Here is a 19,097-nt window from a genome sequence, read left to right on the forward strand (position 1 = left end):
TTTCAGCCGAACAGCCAGATCAGGGCGATGCCGAGCAGCAGGCGATAGACGACGAAGGGCTGCATGCCGATGCGCTTGATGAACGACAGGAAGAAATGGATGCACAGGTAGGCGCTGACGCCGGACAGCAGCGTGCCGAGCGCCATGTCGCCCCAGTGCACATCGACACCCGTCTGAATCAGCTCGCAGGCTTCGAGCCCTCCCGCCAGCACGATCACCGGAATCGACAGCAGAAACGAGAAGCGGGCCGCGGCTTCGCGCCCCATGCCCAGCATCAGCGCCACCGTGATGGTAATGCCGGAGCGCGAAGTGCCGGGGATCAGCGCCAGCGCCTGGCCGATGCCGATCCACAGGGCGTCACTCCAGCGCAACTGATACTCGCTGCGCGAGCCCCTGAAGCGCCAGTCGGCAAGCCCCAGCAGCAGGCCGAAGAAGATCAGACCGAAGGCCAACACCATGGGCGAGCGGGCGTACTGCTCGATGATATCCTTGAACAGCAGTCCGGCCAGTCCCACCGGAATGGTGGCGAGGATCACCCACCAGGCCAGCCGGGCGTCCTGGTCGGTGCCGCGACCGACGACGCTGGTGCACCAGCTCGACAGCATGCGCAGGATCTCTTCGCGGAAATAGACGACCACCGCGCCAAGGCTTCCCAGGTGCAAGGCCACGTCGAAGGCCAGTCCCTGGTCCGGCCAGTCGCTGAACACGGGGACCAGTATCAGGTGGGCGGAGCTCGATACCGGAAGAAATTCGGTGATTCCCTGAATCAGGGAGAGAACGACAATCTGTAGCCAATCCATGGAGTGACCCGTAAGCGAGGGGTAACAGGCAAAACGCCCGCAAGAGCATACACTCCACGGGCGTTCTTGTCCGCTGTCCGGAGCACCCTCCAACCGCACCCGCTGCGGTCGATCAAGTTCCCATCAGTACCAGCGTGGCGATGGAAAAGTAGATGACCACCCCGGAGGCGTCGATCAGGGTGGTGACCAGCGGTGCCGAGGCGGTGGCCGGGTCCCAGCCCAGCCGATCGAGCACGAACGGAAGGCACATGCCGAGCAGGCTGCCGAACAAGACGATGCAGATCATGCTGATGGCCACCACCAAGGCCACCGCCTCACCACCTCGAATGACCCCGATGGGGGCCACCGCCAGGGCCATGGTCAGTCCCAGCGAGCCTGCCACCAGCAGTTCTCGGCCGAGCAGCTTGCTCCAGTCCTTGATCCCCACGTCACCGGTGGCCATGCCTCGCACCATCAGGGTGGCGGCCTGGGCGCCGGCGTTGCCACCGCTGCCGATCAACAGCGGCAGAAAGAACACCAGGGTCACCTGGGCGGCGATGGTGTCCTCGAAGTGGGCGATGCCGGCTCCCGAGAAGAGGTTGCCGAACACCAGCAATACCAGCCAGATCACTCGCTTGCGATACAGGCTCCACAGCGGCACCCGGGACACGCCACCTTCCAGCTGACCGATCGACATGCCCTTGTGGATGTCCTCGGTGGCCTCGGATTCGACCACGTCCATGGCGTCATCGTGGGTGACGATGCCGACCAGTCGCTCGTCGGCGTCCGTCACCGGCAACGCCAGCAGGTCGTAGCGCGCCACCACCCGGGCGACCTCTTCCTGCTCGGCGTCCACACCGATGCTGATGACGTCGTGGATCATCAGCTCGTCGATGATCGCCTGGGGCCGTGCCACCATCAGCTGTCTCAGTGACATGGTGCCGGCCAGGCGGCCGTGCTCGTCCACCACGTACAGCTGGTAGACGGTCTCGGCGTCGGGAGCGGTCTGGCGCACCCGCATCATCGCCCGAGACACGGTGAGCCCCATCGGGATCGCCACATAGTCGGCGGTCATCAGGGCGCCGGCGGTGCCCTCCTCGTAGCTGGCCAGGCGCTTGAGCGCCTCGCGCTCGCGCCTTGCCATGCGCCGCAACAGCGCCTCCTTGCGATCATCCCCCAGCACCTTGAACAGGTCGGCACGTTCGTCCGAGCCCATCTTGTCGAGGATCCGCGACAGCCAGGCGTCCTCGATGCGCGACGCCATCGCGTCCTGGGCCTCGAACGGCAGATGACCGAACACGCTGGCCTGGCGCCCCACCGGCAGGCAGGCCAACAGCGCCACGGCGCTGTCCAGGCGGTCTTCATCCTCGATCAGTCGCTCGAGGATCTCGGCCAGATCCGCCGAGCGAATCTCGGGCAGGCGGGCTTCCAGCGTCTTGCTGTCGCGGGGATCGAGGGCACGCAGCAGCACCTGCTTGTGCGCATCCAGGCTGGGGGTCAGATTCATGGGCGTCTCCTCATGGCCGGCGTCCTTGCCGCAAATCGCTGAGGCGCAGTGTCCCCAAGAGACGACCTATCGGGGCTGCTCGAAAAGGCGACATGATGCCATGTCTGGATGAACATTAGACACAAGGCAAGCATCGAAGAAGCGTCAGTCGCGGTTCGCTGCCGTCATCACCAACGAAAACGCCCCCCGAATGTCAGCCATTCGGGGGGCGTGGGGCATCGGCGCCAGGGAACTTAGCCCTTGCCGGCCTTCCTGCGCAGCTGCTGGATGGTACGCAGCTGGGCCAGGGCCTCGGAGAGTTCCGCCGCGGCGCGGGTGTAATCCAGCTCCGCCGACTTGTCCTCCATGGCCTTGATGGCCTGCTTGCGGGCCTCTTCGGCGGCCGCTTCATCCAGATCGGATGCGCGAACCGCCGTGTCGGCCAGCACGATCACCTTCTCGGGCTGCACTTCGATAAAGCCGCCGGAGACGTAGAAGTGCTCCTCGCTACCTTCGTTGAGCACCCGCACAGGGCCCGGAGCCAGCTCGGTCAGCAGCGGCGTGTGGCCGGCCAGGATGCCAAGATCCCCCAGGATGCCAGCCGCCACCACCTGCTCGGCACTACCGGAGTAGACCGAGGCTTCGGCACTGACGATCTCGCATTGGATGGTTTTCGTCATGATGACGTCTCCCGGTTAGAGGGATTACTTCATCTGGTTGGCTTTCTCGACGGCCTCGTCGATGGTGCCGACCATGTAGAAGGCCTGCTCGGGCAGCTCGTCGTACTCGCCGTCCAGGATGCCCTGGAAACCACGGATGGTCTCCTTCAGCGACACGTACTTGCCGGGAGAGCCGGTGAACACCTCGGCAACGAAGAACGGCTGTGACAGGAAGCGCTGGATCTTACGCGCACGTGCCACGATCTGCTTGTCTTCGTCGGACAGCTCGTCCATGCCCAGGATGGCGATGATGTCCTTGAGCTCCTTGTAGCGCTGGAGCACGCCCTGAACACCGCGCGCGACGTTGTAGTGCTCGTCGCCCACCACCAGCGGATCGAGCTGGCGAGAGGTGGAGTCCAGCGGGTCGATGGCCGGATAGATACCCAGCTCGGCGATGGAACGCGCCAGTACCACGGTGGCGTCCAGGTGCGAGAAGGTGGTCGCCGGAGACGGGTCGGTCAAGTCATCCGCGGGCACGTAGACGGCCTGTACGGAGGTGATCGAGCCGGTCTTGGTGGAGGTGATACGCTCCTGCAGAACGCCCATCTCCTCGGCCAGGGTCGGCTGGTAACCCACCGCGGACGGCATACGGCCCAGCAGTGCGGACACCTCGGTACCGGCCAGGGTGTAACGGTAGATGTTGTCGACGAACAACAGTACGTCACGACCTTCGTCACGGAACTTCTCGGCGATGGTCAGACCGGTCAGGGCCACACGCAGGCGGTTCCCGGGCGGCTCGTTCATCTGGCCGTAGACCAGTGCCACCTTGTCGAGAACGTTGGACTCCTGCATCTCGTGGTAGAAGTCGTTACCTTCACGAGTACGCTCACCGACACCGGCGAACACGGAGTAACCGCTGTGCTCGGTGGCGATGTTACGGATCAGCTCCATCATGTTGACGGTCTTGCCGACACCGGCACCGCCGAACAGACCGACCTTGCCGCCCTTGGCGAACGGGCACACCAGGTCGATGACCTTGATGCCGGTCTCGAGCAGCTCGTTGGTGGCCGCCTGGTCGGCGTAGCCCGGAGCCTCGCGGTGGATCGGCATGCGCTCCTGCTCACCGATGTCGCCGGCTTCGTCGATCGGCTCGCCGAGCACGTTCATGATGCGGCCCAGGGTTTCCTGGCCGACCGGGACGGAGATGGCCGCGCCGGTGTTATCGGTGTTCATGCCGCGCTTGAGCCCTTCGGTCGAGCCCATGGCGATGCAGCGCACCACGCCGTCGCCCAGCTGCTGCTGGACTTCGAGGATGGTCTCCTTTTCGGTGACCTTCAGCGCGTCGTAGACCTTGGGAACATCGTCCCGCGGAAACTCTACGTCAATCACCGCGCCGATGATTTGTACGATACGTCCGCTCATCTTGGTTCCTCTCTAATACCTGCAAATGAAACCTGCATGCCTTAAACAGCGGCGGCACCGCCAACGATCTCGGAGATTTCCTGGGTAATGGCCGCCTGACGTGCCTTGTTGTACACCAGCTCCAGATCATCGATCAGATTGCCCGCGTTGTCGGTCGCGCTCTTCATGGCAACCATGCGTGCCGCCTGCTCGCACGCTGTGTTCTCGACCACCGCCTGATACACCTGCGCTTCAACGTAGCGCACGAGCAGGCTGTCGAGCAGCGCCTTGGCATCCGGCTCATACAGGTAGTCCCAGCTGCTGGGACGCTTGTTCTCGTCGTCTTCCTCGACCTTTGCGGTGTCCTCGGTCAGCGGTAGCAGCTGACGGACGACCGGCTTCTGGGTCATGGTATTGACGAATTCGTTGTGCACCACGTAAAGACGATCCAGCTTGCCTTCATCGTAGGCATCCAGCATCACCTTCACGCTGCCGATCAGATCATCAAGACTCGGCGTTTCCCCCAGGCCACTCTTGGCGGCGACCAGGCTTCCCCCATACTTGCGGAAGAAGCTGCTGGCCTTGCTGCCGAGGGCACAGAAGTCGAGCTCGGCGCCCTTCTCGTGCCACGCCTGAGCGTCCTTGACCGTCGCCTTGAACAGGTTGACGTTCAAGCCGCCACAGAGACCACGATCGCTGGAGACGACGATGTAACCGACGCGCTTGGCCTCACGCTCTTCCATCCACGGATGCTTGTATTCCGGGTTGGCCTGGGCGAGATGACCCACCACGTTACGGATCTGTTCGGCATAAGGCTTGCTCGCCGACATCCGTTCCTGGGTCTTGCGCATCTTCGACGCCGCCACCATCTGCATCGCATTGGTGATCTTCTGCGTGTTCTTGATGCTCGCAATCTGCGTGCGAATCTCTTTTCCGACTGCCATGGCGATCTACCCTTGTTCGGTGACCCTCAGAATCCTGTTCGACCACCTGGCCCGCCTTGCGGCGGGCCAGTGGACGCTTACCAGCTCTGAGAGGACTTGAACTTCTCGAGACCCTGCTTCAGGCCGTCCTTGATCTCGTCGTTGTAGTCGCCAGACTCGTTGATCTTGTCGAGCAACTCGCCGTGCTCGGACTTCATGTACTCGTGGAGTGCATGTTCGAAGTCCAGCACCTTGTTGACGTCGACGTCGTCCAGGAAGCCTTCGTTGGCGGCAAACAGGGAGATCGCCATCTCGGCAACCGACATCGGCGAGTACTGCTTCTGCTTCATCAGCTCGGTGACGCGCTGACCGTGCTCGAGCTGCTTGCGGGTGGCTTCGTCCAGGTCGGAGGCGAACTGGGAGAAGGCCGCGAGCTCGCGGTACTGGGCCAGAGCCAGACGCACGCTGCCGCCGAGCTTCTTGATGATCTTGGTCTGTGCCGAGCCACCCACACGAGACACCGACAGACCGGCGTTGATGGCCGGGCGGATGCCTGAGTTGAACAGGTCGGTCTCGAGGAAGATCTGACCGTCGGTGATCGAGATCACGTTGGTCGGAACGAAGGCAGACACGTCGCCGGCCTGGGTCTCGATGATCGGCAGTGCGGTCAGCGAGCCGGTCTTGCCCTTCACTTCACCGTTGGTGAACTTCTCGACGTAGTCGGCGTTGACACGCGCGGCACGCTCGAGCAGACGGGAGTGGAGGTAGAAGACGTCGCCAGGGAAGGCTTCACGGCCCGGCGGACGACGCAGCAGCAGGGACACCTGGCGGTAGGCCACGGCCTGCTTGGACAGATCGTCATAGACGATCAGCGCGTCTTCACCGCGGTCGCGGAAGTACTCGCCCATGGTGCAGCCGGAGTAGGCGGCGAGGAACTGCATCGGGGCCGGATCGGCGGCGCCGGCGGCGACCACGATGGTGTGCTCCATGGCGCCGTGCTCTTCGAGCTTGCGCACCACGTTGGCGATGGTCGACTGCTTCTGACCGATGGCCACGTAGACACAGGTGACGCCGGTGCCTTTCTGGTTGATGATCGCGTCGATGGCGATCGCCGACTTACCGATCTGACGGTCGCCGATGATCAGCTCACGCTGACCGCGGCCGATCGGCACCATGGCATCGATGGACTTGAAACCGGTCTGGATCGGCTCGTCGACGGACTGACGAGTGATGACGCCAGGTGCGACCTTCTCGACCGCGTCGGTTTCCTTGGTGCCCAGGTCGCCCTTGCCGTCGATGGGGTTACCGAGGGCGTCGACCACACGGCCGCGCAGTTCGGGACCCACCGGCACCTCGAGGATGCGACCGGTACACTGGGCAGTCATGCCCTCTTCCAGCTGCAGGTAATCACCCAGAACCACGGCACCGACGTTGTCGCGCTCGAGGTTCAGGGTCATCCCGAAGATGCCGCCGGGGAATTCGATCATCTCACCGAACATTGCGTCGGCGAGGCCGTGAATCTGCACGATACCGTCAGATACGCTGACGATCGTGCCCTGATTACGGGCTTCGGATGCGACGTCAAGCTTCTCGATACGCTGCTTGATGATGTCGCTGATCTCGGAAGGATTCAGTTGCTGCATGCCATGTCCCTCAGACTCAGGCGGAAAGGGCTTCCTGGAGGCGGTTCAATCGACCACGTACCGAACCGTCGATGACGGTGTCGCCGGCACGCAGGATCACGCCGCCCAGGAGCGTCTTGTCCACCTGAGTGGTAATGGAGATTTCGCGGTTCAGACGCTTGGCCAGTGCACTCGCGAGCGATTGTTCCTGGGCTTCGGCCAGCGGGAAGGCAGAAACGATTTCCACCTCTACTCGCTTTTCCTGCTGGGCCTTGAGCACCTCGAACTGCTCGGCGATGGCGCCGAGCGCCGCCAGGCGACCCTTCTGGCCGACCAGGCGAACGAAGTTCTTGAGGTCGTCATTGACGGCGTCACCACAGACGTCGACGACAACATCAGCCTTCTGTGCGCTGGACAGCTTGGGATTGCCGAGCACCCGGGCGCGCATGTCGTCGTCGCCGACGACCTGCGCGACCCTGGCCAGCATGCCGGACCATTCGTCGAGCGCGTCCTTGGCCACGGCGTGCTCAAAGGCAGCCTTGGCGTACGGGCGAGCGATAGTTGACGTTTCCGCCATGGGGCACCTCCTCAGAGCTCTTTGGCGAGTTTGTCGACGATGGCAGCGTGCTGCTTCTCGTCGATGGAGGACTCCAGGATTCGCTCAGCGCCCAGGACCGCCAGACGGGACACCTGTGCGCGCAGGTCTTCCTTCGCGCGTGCCACTTCCTGCTCGATCTCGGACTTGGCCTTGGCAATCATGCGCTCGCCTTCAAGGCGGGCGTCTTCGCGTGCCTGCTCGAGCTTCTGGTTGGCCTGTTTCTGGGCCTGTTCCAGGATCTCGGCCGCCTCTTGCTTGCTCTTGCGCAGGGTCTCGTCGGCCTCTTTCTCGGCCACCTCGAGATCACGCGCCGCACGGCTGGCAGCATCCAGACCATCGGCGATCTTCTTCTGGCGTTCCTGCAGAGCTTGCATGACCGGCGGCCATATAAACTTCATGCAGAACCAGACGAAGAACGCAAAGGCGATAGCCTGGCCGACTAGGGTAAGGTTCAGGTTCACGCCAGCACCTCTCGCGTTACGGGTTTGGGGTTAACGGATCGACGGCTCGGGACGAGCGGTCGGACATTAACCGACAAACGGGTTAGCGAAGGTGAAGAACAGCGCGATACCAACACCGATCATGGTCACGGCGTCCAGCAGGCCGGCGACGATGAACATCTTGACCTGCAGCATCGGAACCATTTCCGGCTGACGTGCAGCGCCTTCCAGGAACTTGCCGCCGAGGATACCGAAGCCGATGGCGGTGCCGAGTGCACCCAGGCCGATCAGCAGGGACACGGCGATGGCGGTCATACCCAGAACTTGTGCTTCCATGGTGGTCTCTCCAGTTTTTAGTTGAAACTAAGGTTTATCAGTGGGTTAGGGTTAAGGGTTTAGGGTTGAAGCGAAACCGTCAGTGCTTCTCCACCGCCATGCTCATGTAGACGATGGTCAGCATCATGAAGATGAAGGCCTGCAGGGTGATGACCAGGATATGGAACACCGCCCAGGTGAAGTGCAGCGGCAGCTGCCACAGGCCGATCATCGCGATCAGGATGAAGATCAGCTCACCGGCGTAGAGGTTGCCGAACAGTCGCAGGGCCAGGGAGATCGGCTTGGCGATCAGGGTCACGGTCTCGAGCAGGAAGTTGACCGGGATGAACAGCGCCTGGACCAGCTTGTTGGGTGAGTTGAACGGGTGCAGGGTCAGCTCACCGATGAAGCCGGAGAAGCCCTTGGCACGAATGGTGTAGAAGATGATCAGGCCGAACACGGACAGCGCCATGCCGAGGGTGGCATTGACGTCGGTGGTCGGTACCACCTTGAAGTAGACGTGGGCCGGGTCCGCGCCGAACAGGGCGCCGATCTTGGCCGCCAGCAGCGGCAGGAAGTCCACCGGCACCAGGTCCATCAGGTTCATCAGGAAGACCCAGCAGAAGATGGTCAGCGCCAGCGGCGCGATCAGCTTGCTCTTGCCGTGGAAGGTGTCCTTGACCGAGTTGTCGACGAACTCGACCATCAGCTCGACAAAGTTCTGCAGCGCACCAGGCACGCCGGTGGTAGCGGTGTTGGCCGCCTTCTTGAACAGCCACAGGAAGATCAGACCGAGACCGACGGACCAGCCGAGGGTATCGAGGTGAACGGCCCAGAAGCCCATGTCGGAAGCTTCCTGGGCGGAATGGGCGATCGACCAGCCATTGTCCGGGTGCAGCCCGAAGGTCAGGTTCTGCAGGTGGTGCTGGATATATTCCGTCGGAGTCGGATTCGTGCCTGCCATGTCTGCCTCGTTATCAGGTGTGCGACGGTCGTTTCACCAGCCAGGGCCCCAGCCAATGAACGAACAGCGTCACCACATAAGCGCCAAAGAAAAAAGTCGGGTTTGAGGGAGGCACTGCGATGAACACCAGGGTGAACAGCGCCGCCGTCAAACCGAACTTGCCGGCTTCCGCACGATAGAAATTGTTGACGATGGCCTTGGAGTAGCGCGCGCCCTGCGCCCGGAACACACACCAGGCAAAGAACACATTGGGCAAAAAGGCCACCAGCCCGCCCAGGGCCGCCGAGGAAGCGCCGGAGATACCGTCGATGCCAGCCGCCGCAACGCTGGTCAGCGCCAGCACAGCGAGCTGTGCCATCAGCAGGCGCTGCACCTGGGGTCGTTGGATCCTGGCCGCCAAGTGTTTCTCCCGACGCGCCTCTTGGCGCGAACTCGTCATCCATCGTGATCGCCGGCGACAGACCACCGGCAGACTCCGGCGCGATTATAGGGAAGCCCCCTAACGGCTTCAACCAAAGACGTGACGATTTGTCGTCACTTCGCGCTGGCTTACGACCAAATGCGGAGAAAAGGCCGCTAAAGTGATTAGCGACCTAAGTGGTTTACTGCGCTGATACGCGCAACCCGGTCGCTGTCTCTGGTCGTCGCCACTCAGCGGATGTGGCCCAGGATGCCGTCGAGCTCGTCGAGGCTCGAGTACTGGATGGTGACCTTGCCCTTGCCGGCCTTGCCGTGGCTGATCTTGACCGGGGCGCCGAGCAGATCTGCCAGACGGGTCTCCAGCCGGGCCACGTCCTGATTCGGCGCAGTCTTGGCGGCCTTTGGCTTGCCATTGGCCAGTTGCTTGACCAGCGCCTCGGTGGCGCGCACGGTCAGGTCCTTGTTGACCACCTCATGGGCCGCCTTGCGCTGCTTGGCCGCCGGCAGGGTCAACAGGGCGCGGGCATGGCCCATGTCCAGGTCACCGCGTTCGAGCAGCGTCTGCACCTCGGGGTCCAGCGCCAGCAGGCGCAGCAGGTTGGTCACCTGGGTACGCGAACGGCCCACGGCGTCGGCGACCTGCTGCTGGGTCAGTTCGAATTCGTCGAGCAGACGCTTGAGCGCCAGCGCTTCCTCCACCGGGTTGAGGTTCTCGCGCTGGATGTTCTCGATCAGTGCCAGCGCCAGGGCCACCTCGTCGGTCACCTCGCGGATCACCGCCGGGATGACGTCCAGTTCGGCCAGCTGGGAGGCCCGCCAGCGGCGTTCACCGGCGATGATTTCATAGCGGTCGGGACCGATCGGACGCACCACGATGGGCTGCATCACGCCCTGGGCGCGGATCGAGTCGGCCAGCTCCTCCAGCGCTTCGGGCTGGATATCGCGCCTTGGCTGGTAGCGTCCACGGCTGAGCTGGCCCAGCGGCAGGCGCTCCAGACGTTCCTCCGGCGCGGGAGGCGGCACCACCGTGGCGTCTTCGTCGCCGTCGGTCGTCAGCTCGGCATCCACCTCGGGCAGATCGAGGCTCTCGCGGCGGCGGGCACCGGCCCCGATCAGCGCATCCAGTCCTCGTCCCAGGGCGCGTTTGCGCGTCATCGATTCTTCCTCATCACAGCACGCTCAAAAATTCGACACTGCTGGCCCTTGCCACCCTGGCCGGGGCTACAGCGACAGCCGACGAATCAGTTCCTTGGCCAGCACCCGGTGGGCCTGGCTGCCCCGCGAGAAGCGTGCGTACTTGGTGACCGGCAGGCCGTGACTCGGCGCCTCGGCAACCCGCACGTTACGTGGAATGGTGGTCTTGAGCAGGGCGTCGCCGAAGTAGTCCCGCAGCTGCTTGCTGACGTCCCGGGTCAGGCTGTTGCGGGCGTCGAACATGGTGCGCAGGATCCCGAAGATCTCGAGGCCCGGGTTCACGCTGTCCTTGATCTGCTCGACGGTGTCGAGCAGTGCCGACAGGCCTTCCAGGGCATAGAACTCGCACTGCAGCGGTATCAGTACCCCATCGGCAGCGGTCAGCGCATTGACGGTGAGCATGTTCAGCGACGGTGGGCAGTCGATCATCACCACGTCGTACTCGCCGGCGACTTCGTCCAGCGCCTTGGCCAGCGCCCGCTCGCGGCCTTCACCACGATCGAGCAGCTCTACCTCGGCGGCGGTCAGGTCGCCATTGCCGGGCAGCAAGGCGTAGCCCGCCTCGGGGCAGTCGAGGATGACCTCCACCGGGCGCTTGTCGCCCAGGATGACGTCGAGCACGCTGCCCTCGAGGCTGTGCTTGTCGACACCACTGCCCATGGTGGCGTGGCCCTGGGGATCGAGATCGACCAGCAGTACGCGGCGATCCAGCGACGCCAGACTGGCGGCCAGGTTGACGGCAGAGGTGGTCTTGCCGACCCCACCCTTCTGGTTGGTCAAGGCGATGATTTTGGTCACGACGTCATCCTTGCGTGGAAATTCTCGGGTGGCTGGTGGCGGCAAAATCGTGAAACCGAACCCCAAGCCCGAGCCTAGCGGCCCCCGGCCTCGGGTTCCAGCATAACCAGTTCTCGACCCGCTGACTCGTACGGCACCCTCAACGCATGGCGCGAGACACAGCGCACGTCGTCCTCCAGGCGTTCGAGCTCGCCGTCCACCGCCGGCCCTTTCATCGCCAGCCACTGGCCGTGGGGCGCCAGCAGCGGCCGGGTCAGCTCGACGAAGTCCTCGAGGCTGGCAAAGGCCCGCGAGATCAGTTGATCGAACCCGCCTTCGGCCGGGGTATAGGCTTCCACTCGCGCCTGGATCGGGGTCACCCGGGCAAGCCCAAGTTCCATCACCGCCTGACGCTGAAAGCGAACCTTCTTGCCGTTGCTGTCGAGCAGGCTGACGTCGAGCTCGGGGTTGAGGATCGCCAGCACCAGGCCGGGCAGGCCAGGCCCCGCACCCACGTCGAGCACCCGTGGGCCCTTGACCCAGGGCAGCACCGCGGCGCTGTCGAGCACGTGGCGAGAGACCATGTCCAGCGGATCGCGTACCGCCGTGAGGTTATAGGCCCGGTTCCACTTGTGCAACAGACCCACCAGGGCCAGAAGCTGGTCAAGCTGGGCGGCGGTGGCCGTGATCTCGAGGGCGGCAAGGCCCTCGCTCAAGCGCTCGTGCAGTCGCTGCTGCAGGGCCGGGGACATCGCCTGACTCATCCGCTGGCCACCTCGCGATCATCGAGCAACCGGCGTTTCTTGAGGTGAATCAGCAGGATCGATACTGCCGCCGGGGTCACCCCGCTGATCCGTCCGGCCTGGGCCAGGGTCTCGGGGCGCGTCTCGGCGAGCTTCTGGCGAATCTCGTGGGACAGCCCCTCGACTCGGCTGTAGTCGAGATCGGCGGGCAGGGCCATGGACTCGTGACGCTTGAGCTTGTCGATCTCGTCCTGCTGACGATCGATGTAGCCCTGGTACTTGGCCTGGATCTGGACCTGTTCGGCGACCGTCTCGTCGCTCACCGGCTCACCCTTGGCCGCAGCCACGTCGGCATAGCCGAGTTCCGGGCGCTTGAGCAGGTCCATCAGGCTGTACTCGCGGGCCAGCGGCTTGCCGGTGATTCGCTCGATGGTGGCGGCGGCATCGGTCCCGGGCTGCACCCAGGTCGCCTTGAGCCGGGCGCTCTCGCGCTCCACCGCTTCACGCTTGTCGCTGAACCGCGCCCAGCGCTCATCGTCCACCAGACCCAGTGCGCGACCGTGTTCGGTCAGGCGCATGTCGGCGTTGTCCTCGCGCAGCAACAGCCGGTACTCGGCGCGGGAGGTGAACATCCGGTAGGGCTCCTTGGTGCCCAGGGTGATCAGGTCATCCACCAGCACCCCGAGGTAGGCCTCGTCGCGGCGCGGACACCAGGCGTCGAGCGCCTTGGCGCGACGCGCGGCGTTGAGCCCGGCGAGCAGGCCCTGGGCCCCCGCTTCCTCGTAGCCGGTGGTGCCGTTGATCTGGCCGGCGAAAAACAGGTTGTGGATAAATTTGGTTTCCAGCGAGTGCTTCAGGTCCCGCGGATCGAAGAAGTCGTACTCGATGGCGTAGCCCGGACGGGTGATATGGGCCCGCTCGAGACCTTCGATGGAGCGCACCACCTTGAGCTGCACGTCGAAGGGCAAGGAGGTCGAAATACCATTTGGGTATAGCTCATGGGTATCCAGACCCTCCGGCTCGACGAACACCTGGTGGCTGGTCTTGTCGGCGAAGCGGTGGACCTTGTCCTCGATGGACGGGCAGTAGCGCGGCCCGACCCCTTCGATCACCCCGGAGAACATCGGCGAGCGATCGAGATTGTCGAAGATGATCTCGTGGGTGCGCTCGTTGGTATGGGCGATATGGCAGCTGACCTGACGCGGATGCATGTCCCGTGATCCCAGGTAGGACATCACCGGAGTCGGACTGTCGCCCGGCTGTTCCTCGAGGCGTGAGAAGTCGACGCTCTTGGCATCGATGCGCGGCGGGGTGCCGGTCTTCAGGCGATCGACCCGAAACGGCAAGGCGCGCAGACGCTCGGCCAGGGCATTGGAGGGCGGATCCCCGGCACGACCACCACGGCTGTTGTCCAGCCCGATGTGGATCACCCCGCCGAGGAAGGTGCCGGTGCACAGCACCACGGTTTCGGCCAGGAATCGCAGTCCGGTCTCGGTGACCACGCCGCGCACGGTGTCCTGGTCGACGATCAGGTCGCCGGCGGCCTGCTGGAACAGCGTCAGGTTCGGCTGGTTTTCCAGCATGCCACGAATCGCGGCCTTGTAGCGCACACGATCGGCCTGGGCACGGGTCGCCCGTACCGCGGGGCCCTTGCGGGCGTTGAGCACGCGAAACTGGATCCCGCCCAGGTCCGTCGCCAATCCCATGGCGCCGCCGAGGGCGTCGATTTCCTTGACCAGGTGACTCTTGCCGATCCCGCCGATGGCGGGATTGCAGGACATCTGGCCCAGGGTCTCGATGTTGTGGGTCAACAGCAGGGTCTGGCAACCCATGCGGGCAGAGGCCAGGGCAGCTTCCGTTCCAGCATGGCCACCGCCGATGACGATGACGTCAAAGCGGTCGGGATACTCCAAGGTTCACCTCGTTCGGCGCAGCGCGCCAGCGGTCTGGATATTGGGTTCGTACGAAAAATAGCCGGCCAGTATAAACCCTCCTGTGGGTAAACGTCAGGGTTTTCCACACCCCGTCTGTCAGGCAGGAGCTTTACTTACCTACCTATAAAAAAATAAAAGAATAAGAAAAGAAGTTCTGTAGTGGTTGTAACTACTGGTGTGGACACTTTCTGTGGAAAAACTATTTAAACCCACTAAAAACAAATAGATACAATGTTGATCCTTTGTTGGACAAGGGACGTACCAGCGTTTGATGGCGTGTTATCTGCCTGTGGACACAATCACGACTTGCCCACAGGGCTCGGCTTCCACCAGTTATCCACCGAGCTCGGGGGCGGTTGTCACCGCGACGGTGAACAACTCGCCGACTTGCCCACAGCCCCCGTGGCAGTGGGCTTCGCAGCCAAATGTGAAAAATCTTGTCCACAGCCCCAAAAAGCCAAAAAAACGCCCTGTCGATCACTCGACAGGGCGTTTCAGAGGCTTGAACGGGCGGTTTTTTCAGTGCTTGAGCACCCGCGCCAGGAAGTTCTGGGTACGTTCATTCTGCGGATTGTCGAAGACTTCTTCGGGCTTGCCCTGCTCGACGATCTCCCCCTTGTGGATGTAGATCACGCGGTCGGCGACCTCCCGGGCGAAGCCCATCTCGTGGGTCACGATCATCATCGTCATGCCTTCTCTGGCGAGCTCACGCATGGCGTCGAGCACCTCACCGATCATCTCCGGGTCCAGCGCCGAGGTGGGCTCGTCGAACAGCATCAGACGGGGCTCCATGGCCAGTGCGCGGGCCAGCGCCACGCGTTGCTGCTGACCGCCGGAGAGCTGGGTCGGGTACTTGTCGGCCTGGTCCTTGATGCCGACCCGATCGAGCAGCCGTTCCGCGGTGGCCTCGGCCTTGTCACGGCTTTCGCCGCGCACCTTCATCGGGGCCAGGGTGACGTTGTCACGCACGCTGAGGTGAGGGAACAGGTTGAACTGCTGGAACACCATGCCGACCTCGGTACGGATGGTCTGCAGCGCCTGGCTGGCCTTGCCGTCGGGCTTGAGGTCGTTGCCGTCGACCCTGAGGGCGCCCTGCTGGAATTCTTCCAGGCCATTGACGCAGCGGATCAGGGTCGACTTGCCGGAGCCACTGGCGCCGATGACGACCACCACTTCGCCCTGGGCCACCTCAAGGTCGATGTTCTTGAGCACGTGCAGCGAGCCGAAGTGCTTGTTGAGTTTGTCGATACGGACGATGGGCTCGCCCTGGGCGTGAGAGGCTGGGTTCATGTCGGAATTTTCCATGGGATGTTGTACCTCACTGGCCCACCAGGCCCTTGCGCTCGAGCATGCGCAGGGCGAAGGACAAGGAAAGGGTGATGGCAAGATAGAGCAGCGCCACCATCAGATAGACCTCCAGGGCGGTGAAGGTGGTGGCGATGTAGATCTGGCCCTGGCGCACCAGCTCGCCAACGCCGATGACGGCGAACAGCGAGGTGTCCTTGATGCTGATGATGGCCTGGTTGCCCAGCGCCGGGATCATGCGGCGGAAGGACTGGGGCCAGATGATGTAGCGGAAGGTCTGGCGGCGGGACAGGCCCAGCGACAGGCCGGCCTCGCGCTGGCCGCGCTCGATGGACTGCACACCACCGCGCACGATCTCCGAGATGTAGGCGCCGGAGTTGACGGCGATGGCAGCGATACCTGCGGTGACCGCATCGATGGGGCCACCAAGGATGCTCGGCAGGCCATAGAAGATGAACAGCACCTGCACCAGTACCGGGGTGCCGCGGAAGATTTCGATGTAGGCCACGGCGGGAACACGCAGCCAGGCGCTGGGAGAAATGCGCAACAGGCCGAAGATGATGCCGATGACAAAGCCGATGGCCAGACCGCCGAAGGAAATCAGCAGGGTATAGGGGATGCCGGTCAGCAGCTGGGGGATGGAGGACAGCGCCGCCGACCAGTCGAATTGGAAGTTGACGTCCACGAGTGGGTCTCCGTCATGCACGTGAAATCAGGACAAGGCGAGAGGCCTTGATGCCGGGGTCGAGACAGTGCCTCGGGGTGACGTCCGGGTAACACCAAGGGGGCCGGTCGTGTACCGGCCCCCATGAATCCCAGGTTGGTTGCCCAGGTCGCTATGGACTGCGATCACTCGCTGGTGGAACCAAACCACTTGGCGTGGATCTCGTCGTAGGTGCCGTCTTCCTTCATCGCCGCCAGGGCCTCGTTGACCGGCTCTACCCACTCGCTGCCCTTGACGAAGACGATGCCGTACTGCTGGCCTTCGTACAGCGGACCAACGACCTTGACCTTGCCTTCGCCACGGGTCTGGGAGAAGTAGCCGACGTTGGGGGCGTCGTAGAAGGCGGCATCGACGCTGCCGCCGAGCAGGGCCATGTACATGTCGCTGGTGCCCGGATAGGGCGTGATCTCGGCGTCCTCGCCCAGGTTTTCCTGGAGGAAGTCATAGCTGGTGGAGCCGATCTTGGTGCCGATACGCATACCGGACAGGTCATCGATCTCGCTGACGCCTTCTTCGTCGGCGTTGACCAGGATCTTCAGACCGCTGTCGTAGTAGGGGTCGGAGAAGTCGACGATCTCGGCACGTTCGTCGGTGATGGTGATACCGGCGATGGCGATGTCGACGTTACCGGTCTGGACGGCGGGAATGATGCCGTTGAAGTCCATGGTGCGCAGTTCGTATTCGAAACCGGCACGCTCGGCCAGTTCGGCAATGATGTCCATGTCGAAGCCGACCATTTCGCCGGATTCCTGGTCCATCATCTCGAATGGCACGAAGCTCGGGTCGGTGGCCACGTTCAGGGTCTCGGCCTGGGCGCTGCCGATGACACCGAAGGTGAGCAGGGCGGAGGTAAGAGCGGCAGAAGTAAGGGCGGTTTTCATGATTTTCCCCAGTTGACGTTATTGTGAAATCCTCAACTACCATGGCGAGTTGCGGGGAAGGGGTCAAGTTGGGGGAGAATCCGCTGGGCCAACGCTGGCGGCGCCACGACACAACGCAAGACGCAGCCGGGAGGCTGCGTCGAGGGTGGCATCAAGGGCTGCATCAAGCGCTGTCTGGAGCGGCGTGTTGCTGTCGCGTCGGCTGACGCGCAGCAAGGTCGCTACACCATAAAGGAGGCGCCGCAACCACAGGTGGTGGTGGCGTTGGGGTTCTGCACCAGAAAGCGCGCGCCGGCCAGGCCCTCCTCATAGTCGATGGTGGAGCCGACCAGGTACTGGTAGGACAGCGGGTCGACCACCAGCGAGACATCGCCGAAGGGAATCTCGGTGTCGTCGTCGTTGACGCCGTCGGCCACGTCGAAGCCGTACTGAAATCCCGAGCAGCCGCCTCCCGTGACATAGACGCGCAGGGCGATGTTGCTGGCGCCGTCTTCGGCCATCAGTGCCTTGAGTCGGCGCTGGGCGTTGTCGGACAGCAGTAGCGGGGTGGGGGCAAAGGATTCGGCACCGCTCATGAGAGCTCCCGGGGTCGAGAAACAGGGTCAAAGCGGTCGATGTCGCCGATCAGCCGACGTCGACCGCATCGGTCATTATCCCCAAGCCAGAGTAAAAGGGTCAACTTTTCCTCGGAGGTAAGGTGCCTGGTACGTCGACATCCCCCCGCAGCAAGCGGGGGGATGGGCCTCAGGGCATCATCGCCGGGGCGTCGAGACCGGCGGTCTCGTCGAAGTCGAACATCAGATTGAGGGCGTGGATGGCCTGGCCGGAGGCGCCCTTGACCAGGTTGTCGATGACGGCCAGCACCACCACGGTGTCGCTGTTGCCGGGGCGATGTACGGCGATGCGGCAAAGGTTGGCGCCCTTGACGCTACGGGTCTCGGGGTGGCTGCCGGCGGGCATCACGTCGACGAAGGGCTCGTTGGCGAAGCGGTCTTCGAACAGGCGCTGGAGATCACCGGGCTCGCCGGTCAGGCGCCCGTACAGGGTGGCATGGATGCCGCGGATCATCGGCGTCAGGTGGGGCACGAAGGTCAGCCCGACCTCACCCCCGGCGGCGTCGCCGAGCCCTTGGCGAATTTCCGGCAGGTGACGATGGCCGGAGGCGCCGTAGGCCTTCATCGATTCACTGGCCTCGGCCAGCAGCGAGGGCACCTTGGCGCCACGGCCGGCACCGGTGACGCCAGACTTGCAGTCGGCGATCAGGTGGTCGGCGTCGATCAGCCCGGCTTCCAGCAGCGGCAGAAAGCCAAGCTGCACCGCGGTGGGATAGCAGCCGGGGACGGCGATCAGGCGGGCCTGGCGAATCTGATCGCGGCTGACCTCGGGCAGGCCGTAGACGGCTTCCTCGAGCAGACCCGGGGCGCCGTGAGGCTGGCCGTACCAGTCGGCCCAGACGCCGGCGTCGCGCAGCCGGAAGTCGGCTGACAGATCGATCACCCGGGTGCCTCGCTCCAGCAGGTCGCCGGCCAGCGCGTGGGCGACGCCGTGGGGAGTGGCGAAGAACACCGCATCGCAGCGCGCCAGGCGCTCCGGGTCAGGCTCGGAAAAGCGCAGCTCGTCGTAGTGACCTCGCAGGTTGGGATAGAGTTCGGCCACGCCGAGGCCGGCTTCGCTTCGTGAGGTGATCGCGTCCACTTCCACCTCGGGGTGGCGCGCCAGCAGCCTGAGCAGTTCGACGCCGGTGTAACCGGTGCCGCCGACGATTCCAACCTTGATCACGTAACGCTCCTTTGCACTTTGCTGTTTCAGCGCATTGCCATGGAAATGTGGCCGCCCGCAAGGCGAGCCGAATGGCCTGGCCACAGGCCTGCCTGGAGATTCTCGGGCCAGGCGATGGGGGTTCCGAGAGACGACGATGACGGCGGCCTGGGT

At 63.6% G+C, this 19,097-nt stretch carries 20 protein-coding genes; all 20 read right to left on the reverse strand.

What is annotated here, in order from left to right; genetic code table 11:
- Positions 1-2: 2 nt before the first annotated feature.
- The gene (locus C9F12_RS16365; RefSeq protein ID WP_108449575.1) at positions 3-800 is read right to left on the reverse strand and encodes an undecaprenyl-diphosphate phosphatase; all 798 of its coding nucleotides are present in this window, start codon (positions 798-800) and stop codon (positions 3-5) included.
- A gap of 112 nt (positions 801-912) precedes the next feature.
- Positions 913-2,286: a magnesium transporter gene (gene mgtE / locus C9F12_RS16370; RefSeq protein ID WP_108449576.1), complete on the reverse strand. Its 1,374-nt coding sequence runs from the start codon at positions 2,284-2,286 to the stop codon at positions 913-915.
- Between the two features lie 233 nt (positions 2,287-2,519).
- Entirely contained in the window at positions 2,520-2,945 is a 426-nt protein-coding gene (locus C9F12_RS16375) for a F0F1 ATP synthase subunit epsilon (protein WP_045992706.1), read from the reverse strand.
- A 24-nt stretch (positions 2,946-2,969) separates the two neighbouring features.
- Entirely contained in the window at positions 2,970-4,346 is a 1,377-nt protein-coding gene (gene atpD / locus C9F12_RS16380; protein WP_108449577.1) for a F0F1 ATP synthase subunit beta, read from the reverse strand.
- 41 nt (positions 4,347-4,387) lie between these two features.
- Positions 4,388-5,269, reverse strand: coding sequence for a F0F1 ATP synthase subunit gamma (gene atpG / locus C9F12_RS16385; protein WP_108449578.1), 882 nt, complete (start codon positions 5,267-5,269; stop codon positions 4,388-4,390).
- A gap of 77 nt (positions 5,270-5,346) precedes the next feature.
- Positions 5,347-6,891, reverse strand: a complete 1,545-nt coding sequence (gene atpA, locus C9F12_RS16390; protein ID WP_045992709.1) for a F0F1 ATP synthase subunit alpha — start codon at positions 6,889-6,891, stop codon at positions 5,347-5,349.
- Between the two features lie 16 nt (positions 6,892-6,907).
- The gene (locus C9F12_RS16395; protein ID WP_045992710.1) at positions 6,908-7,447 is read right to left on the reverse strand and encodes a F0F1 ATP synthase subunit delta; all 540 of its coding nucleotides are present in this window, start codon (positions 7,445-7,447) and stop codon (positions 6,908-6,910) included.
- Positions 7,448-7,458: 11 nt separating this feature from the next.
- Positions 7,459-7,929: a F0F1 ATP synthase subunit B gene (locus C9F12_RS16400; RefSeq protein WP_045992711.1), complete on the reverse strand. Its 471-nt coding sequence runs from the start codon at positions 7,927-7,929 to the stop codon at positions 7,459-7,461.
- A 66-nt stretch (positions 7,930-7,995) separates the two neighbouring features.
- On the reverse strand, positions 7,996-8,244 hold the full coding sequence (atpE, locus tag C9F12_RS16405; RefSeq protein ID WP_045992712.1) for a F0F1 ATP synthase subunit C: 249 nt from the start codon (positions 8,242-8,244) through the stop codon (positions 7,996-7,998).
- A gap of 79 nt (positions 8,245-8,323) precedes the next feature.
- Positions 8,324-9,187 (reverse strand): F0F1 ATP synthase subunit A, encoded by an 864-nt coding sequence (gene atpB / locus C9F12_RS16410; RefSeq protein WP_045992713.1) that lies wholly within the window; start codon positions 9,185-9,187, stop codon positions 8,324-8,326.
- 13 nt (positions 9,188-9,200) lie between these two features.
- Positions 9,201-9,560, reverse strand: a complete 360-nt coding sequence (locus C9F12_RS16415; protein WP_231498561.1) for an ATP synthase subunit I — start codon at positions 9,558-9,560, stop codon at positions 9,201-9,203.
- A 278-nt stretch (positions 9,561-9,838) separates the two neighbouring features.
- Positions 9,839-10,762, reverse strand: coding sequence for a ParB/RepB/Spo0J family partition protein (locus C9F12_RS16420; protein WP_045992715.1), 924 nt, complete (start codon positions 10,760-10,762; stop codon positions 9,839-9,841).
- Between the two features lie 66 nt (positions 10,763-10,828).
- Positions 10,829-11,599: a ParA family protein gene (locus tag C9F12_RS16425; protein WP_045992716.1), complete on the reverse strand. Its 771-nt coding sequence runs from the start codon at positions 11,597-11,599 to the stop codon at positions 10,829-10,831.
- Positions 11,600-11,673: 74 nt separating this feature from the next.
- The gene (gene rsmG / locus C9F12_RS16430; protein WP_108131959.1) at positions 11,674-12,342 is read right to left on the reverse strand and encodes a 16S rRNA (guanine(527)-N(7))-methyltransferase RsmG; all 669 of its coding nucleotides are present in this window, start codon (positions 12,340-12,342) and stop codon (positions 11,674-11,676) included.
- Positions 12,339-14,234, reverse strand: coding sequence for a tRNA uridine-5-carboxymethylaminomethyl(34) synthesis enzyme MnmG (gene mnmG, locus C9F12_RS16435; RefSeq protein ID WP_108449579.1), 1,896 nt, complete (start codon positions 14,232-14,234; stop codon positions 12,339-12,341). The genes rsmG and mnmG overlap by 4 nt, the downstream gene beginning before the upstream one ends.
- A 540-nt stretch (positions 14,235-14,774) precedes the next feature.
- Positions 14,775-15,545 carry an amino acid ABC transporter ATP-binding protein gene (locus C9F12_RS16440; RefSeq protein ID WP_108449580.1) on the reverse strand — a complete coding sequence of 257 codons (771 nt, stop codon included), beginning with the start codon at positions 15,543-15,545 and terminating at the stop codon, positions 14,775-14,777.
- 28 nt (positions 15,546-15,573) lie between these two features.
- A complete protein-coding gene (locus tag C9F12_RS16445) occupies positions 15,574-16,245 on the reverse strand; it encodes an amino acid ABC transporter permease (RefSeq protein ID WP_045992720.1) in 672 nt (223 codons plus the stop codon).
- Between the two features lie 164 nt (positions 16,246-16,409).
- A complete protein-coding gene (locus C9F12_RS16450; protein WP_045992721.1) occupies positions 16,410-17,165 on the reverse strand; it encodes a transporter substrate-binding domain-containing protein in 756 nt (251 codons plus the stop codon).
- A gap of 221 nt (positions 17,166-17,386) precedes the next feature.
- Complete coding sequence (gene erpA, locus C9F12_RS16455) at positions 17,387-17,740, reverse strand: iron-sulfur cluster insertion protein ErpA (RefSeq protein WP_108449581.1); 354 nt, start codon at positions 17,738-17,740, stop codon at positions 17,387-17,389.
- A 169-nt stretch (positions 17,741-17,909) separates the two neighbouring features.
- Entirely contained in the window at positions 17,910-18,944 is a 1,035-nt protein-coding gene (argC, locus tag C9F12_RS16460; protein WP_108449582.1) for an N-acetyl-gamma-glutamyl-phosphate reductase, read from the reverse strand.
- Positions 18,945-19,097 lie beyond the last annotated feature (153 nt).

The organism is Halomonas sp. BN3-1 (assembly GCF_003056325.1).
Classification (GTDB): Bacteria; Pseudomonadota; Gammaproteobacteria; order Pseudomonadales; family Halomonadaceae; genus Halomonas; species Halomonas litopenaei.

What these genes read in the sequence shown, in the direction of transcription:
- mgtE (WP_108449576.1), bottom strand. Translation starts at nt 2,286, where the DNA reads ATGAATCTGACCCCCAGCCTGGATGCGCACAAGCAGGTGCTGCTGCGT.
- atpB (WP_045992713.1), bottom strand. Translation starts at nt 9,187, where the DNA reads ATGGCAGGCACGAATCCGACTCCGACGGAATATATCCAGCACCACCTG.
- C9F12_RS16450 (WP_045992721.1), bottom strand. Translation starts at nt 17,165, where the DNA reads ATGAAAACCGCCCTTACTTCTGCCGCTCTTACCTCCGCCCTGCTCACC.
- erpA (WP_108449581.1), bottom strand. Translation starts at nt 17,740, where the DNA reads ATGAGCGGTGCCGAATCCTTTGCCCCCACCCCGCTACTGCTGTCCGAC.
- C9F12_RS16420 (WP_045992715.1), bottom strand. Translation starts at nt 10,762, where the DNA reads ATGACGCGCAAACGCGCCCTGGGACGAGGACTGGATGCGCTGATCGGG.
- rsmG (WP_108131959.1), bottom strand. Translation starts at nt 12,342, where the DNA reads ATGAGTCAGGCGATGTCCCCGGCCCTGCAGCAGCGACTGCACGAGCGC.
- C9F12_RS16395 (WP_045992710.1), bottom strand. Translation starts at nt 7,447, where the DNA reads ATGGCGGAAACGTCAACTATCGCTCGCCCGTACGCCAAGGCTGCCTTT.
- atpA (WP_045992709.1), bottom strand. Translation starts at nt 6,891, where the DNA reads ATGCAGCAACTGAATCCTTCCGAGATCAGCGACATCATCAAGCAGCGT.
- C9F12_RS16375 (WP_045992706.1), bottom strand. Translation starts at nt 2,945, where the DNA reads ATGACGAAAACCATCCAATGCGAGATCGTCAGTGCCGAAGCCTCGGTC.
- C9F12_RS16440 (WP_108449580.1), bottom strand. Translation starts at nt 15,545, where the DNA reads ATGAACCCAGCCTCTCACGCCCAGGGCGAGCCCATCGTCCGTATCGAC.
- atpG (WP_108449578.1), bottom strand. Translation starts at nt 5,269, where the DNA reads ATGGCAGTCGGAAAAGAGATTCGCACGCAGATTGCGAGCATCAAGAAC.
- atpD (WP_108449577.1), bottom strand. Translation starts at nt 4,346, where the DNA reads ATGAGCGGACGTATCGTACAAATCATCGGCGCGGTGATTGACGTAGAG.
- atpE (WP_045992712.1), bottom strand. Translation starts at nt 8,244, where the DNA reads ATGGAAGCACAAGTTCTGGGTATGACCGCCATCGCCGTGTCCCTGCTG.
- C9F12_RS16365 (WP_108449575.1), bottom strand. Translation starts at nt 800, where the DNA reads ATGGATTGGCTACAGATTGTCGTTCTCTCCCTGATTCAGGGAATCACC.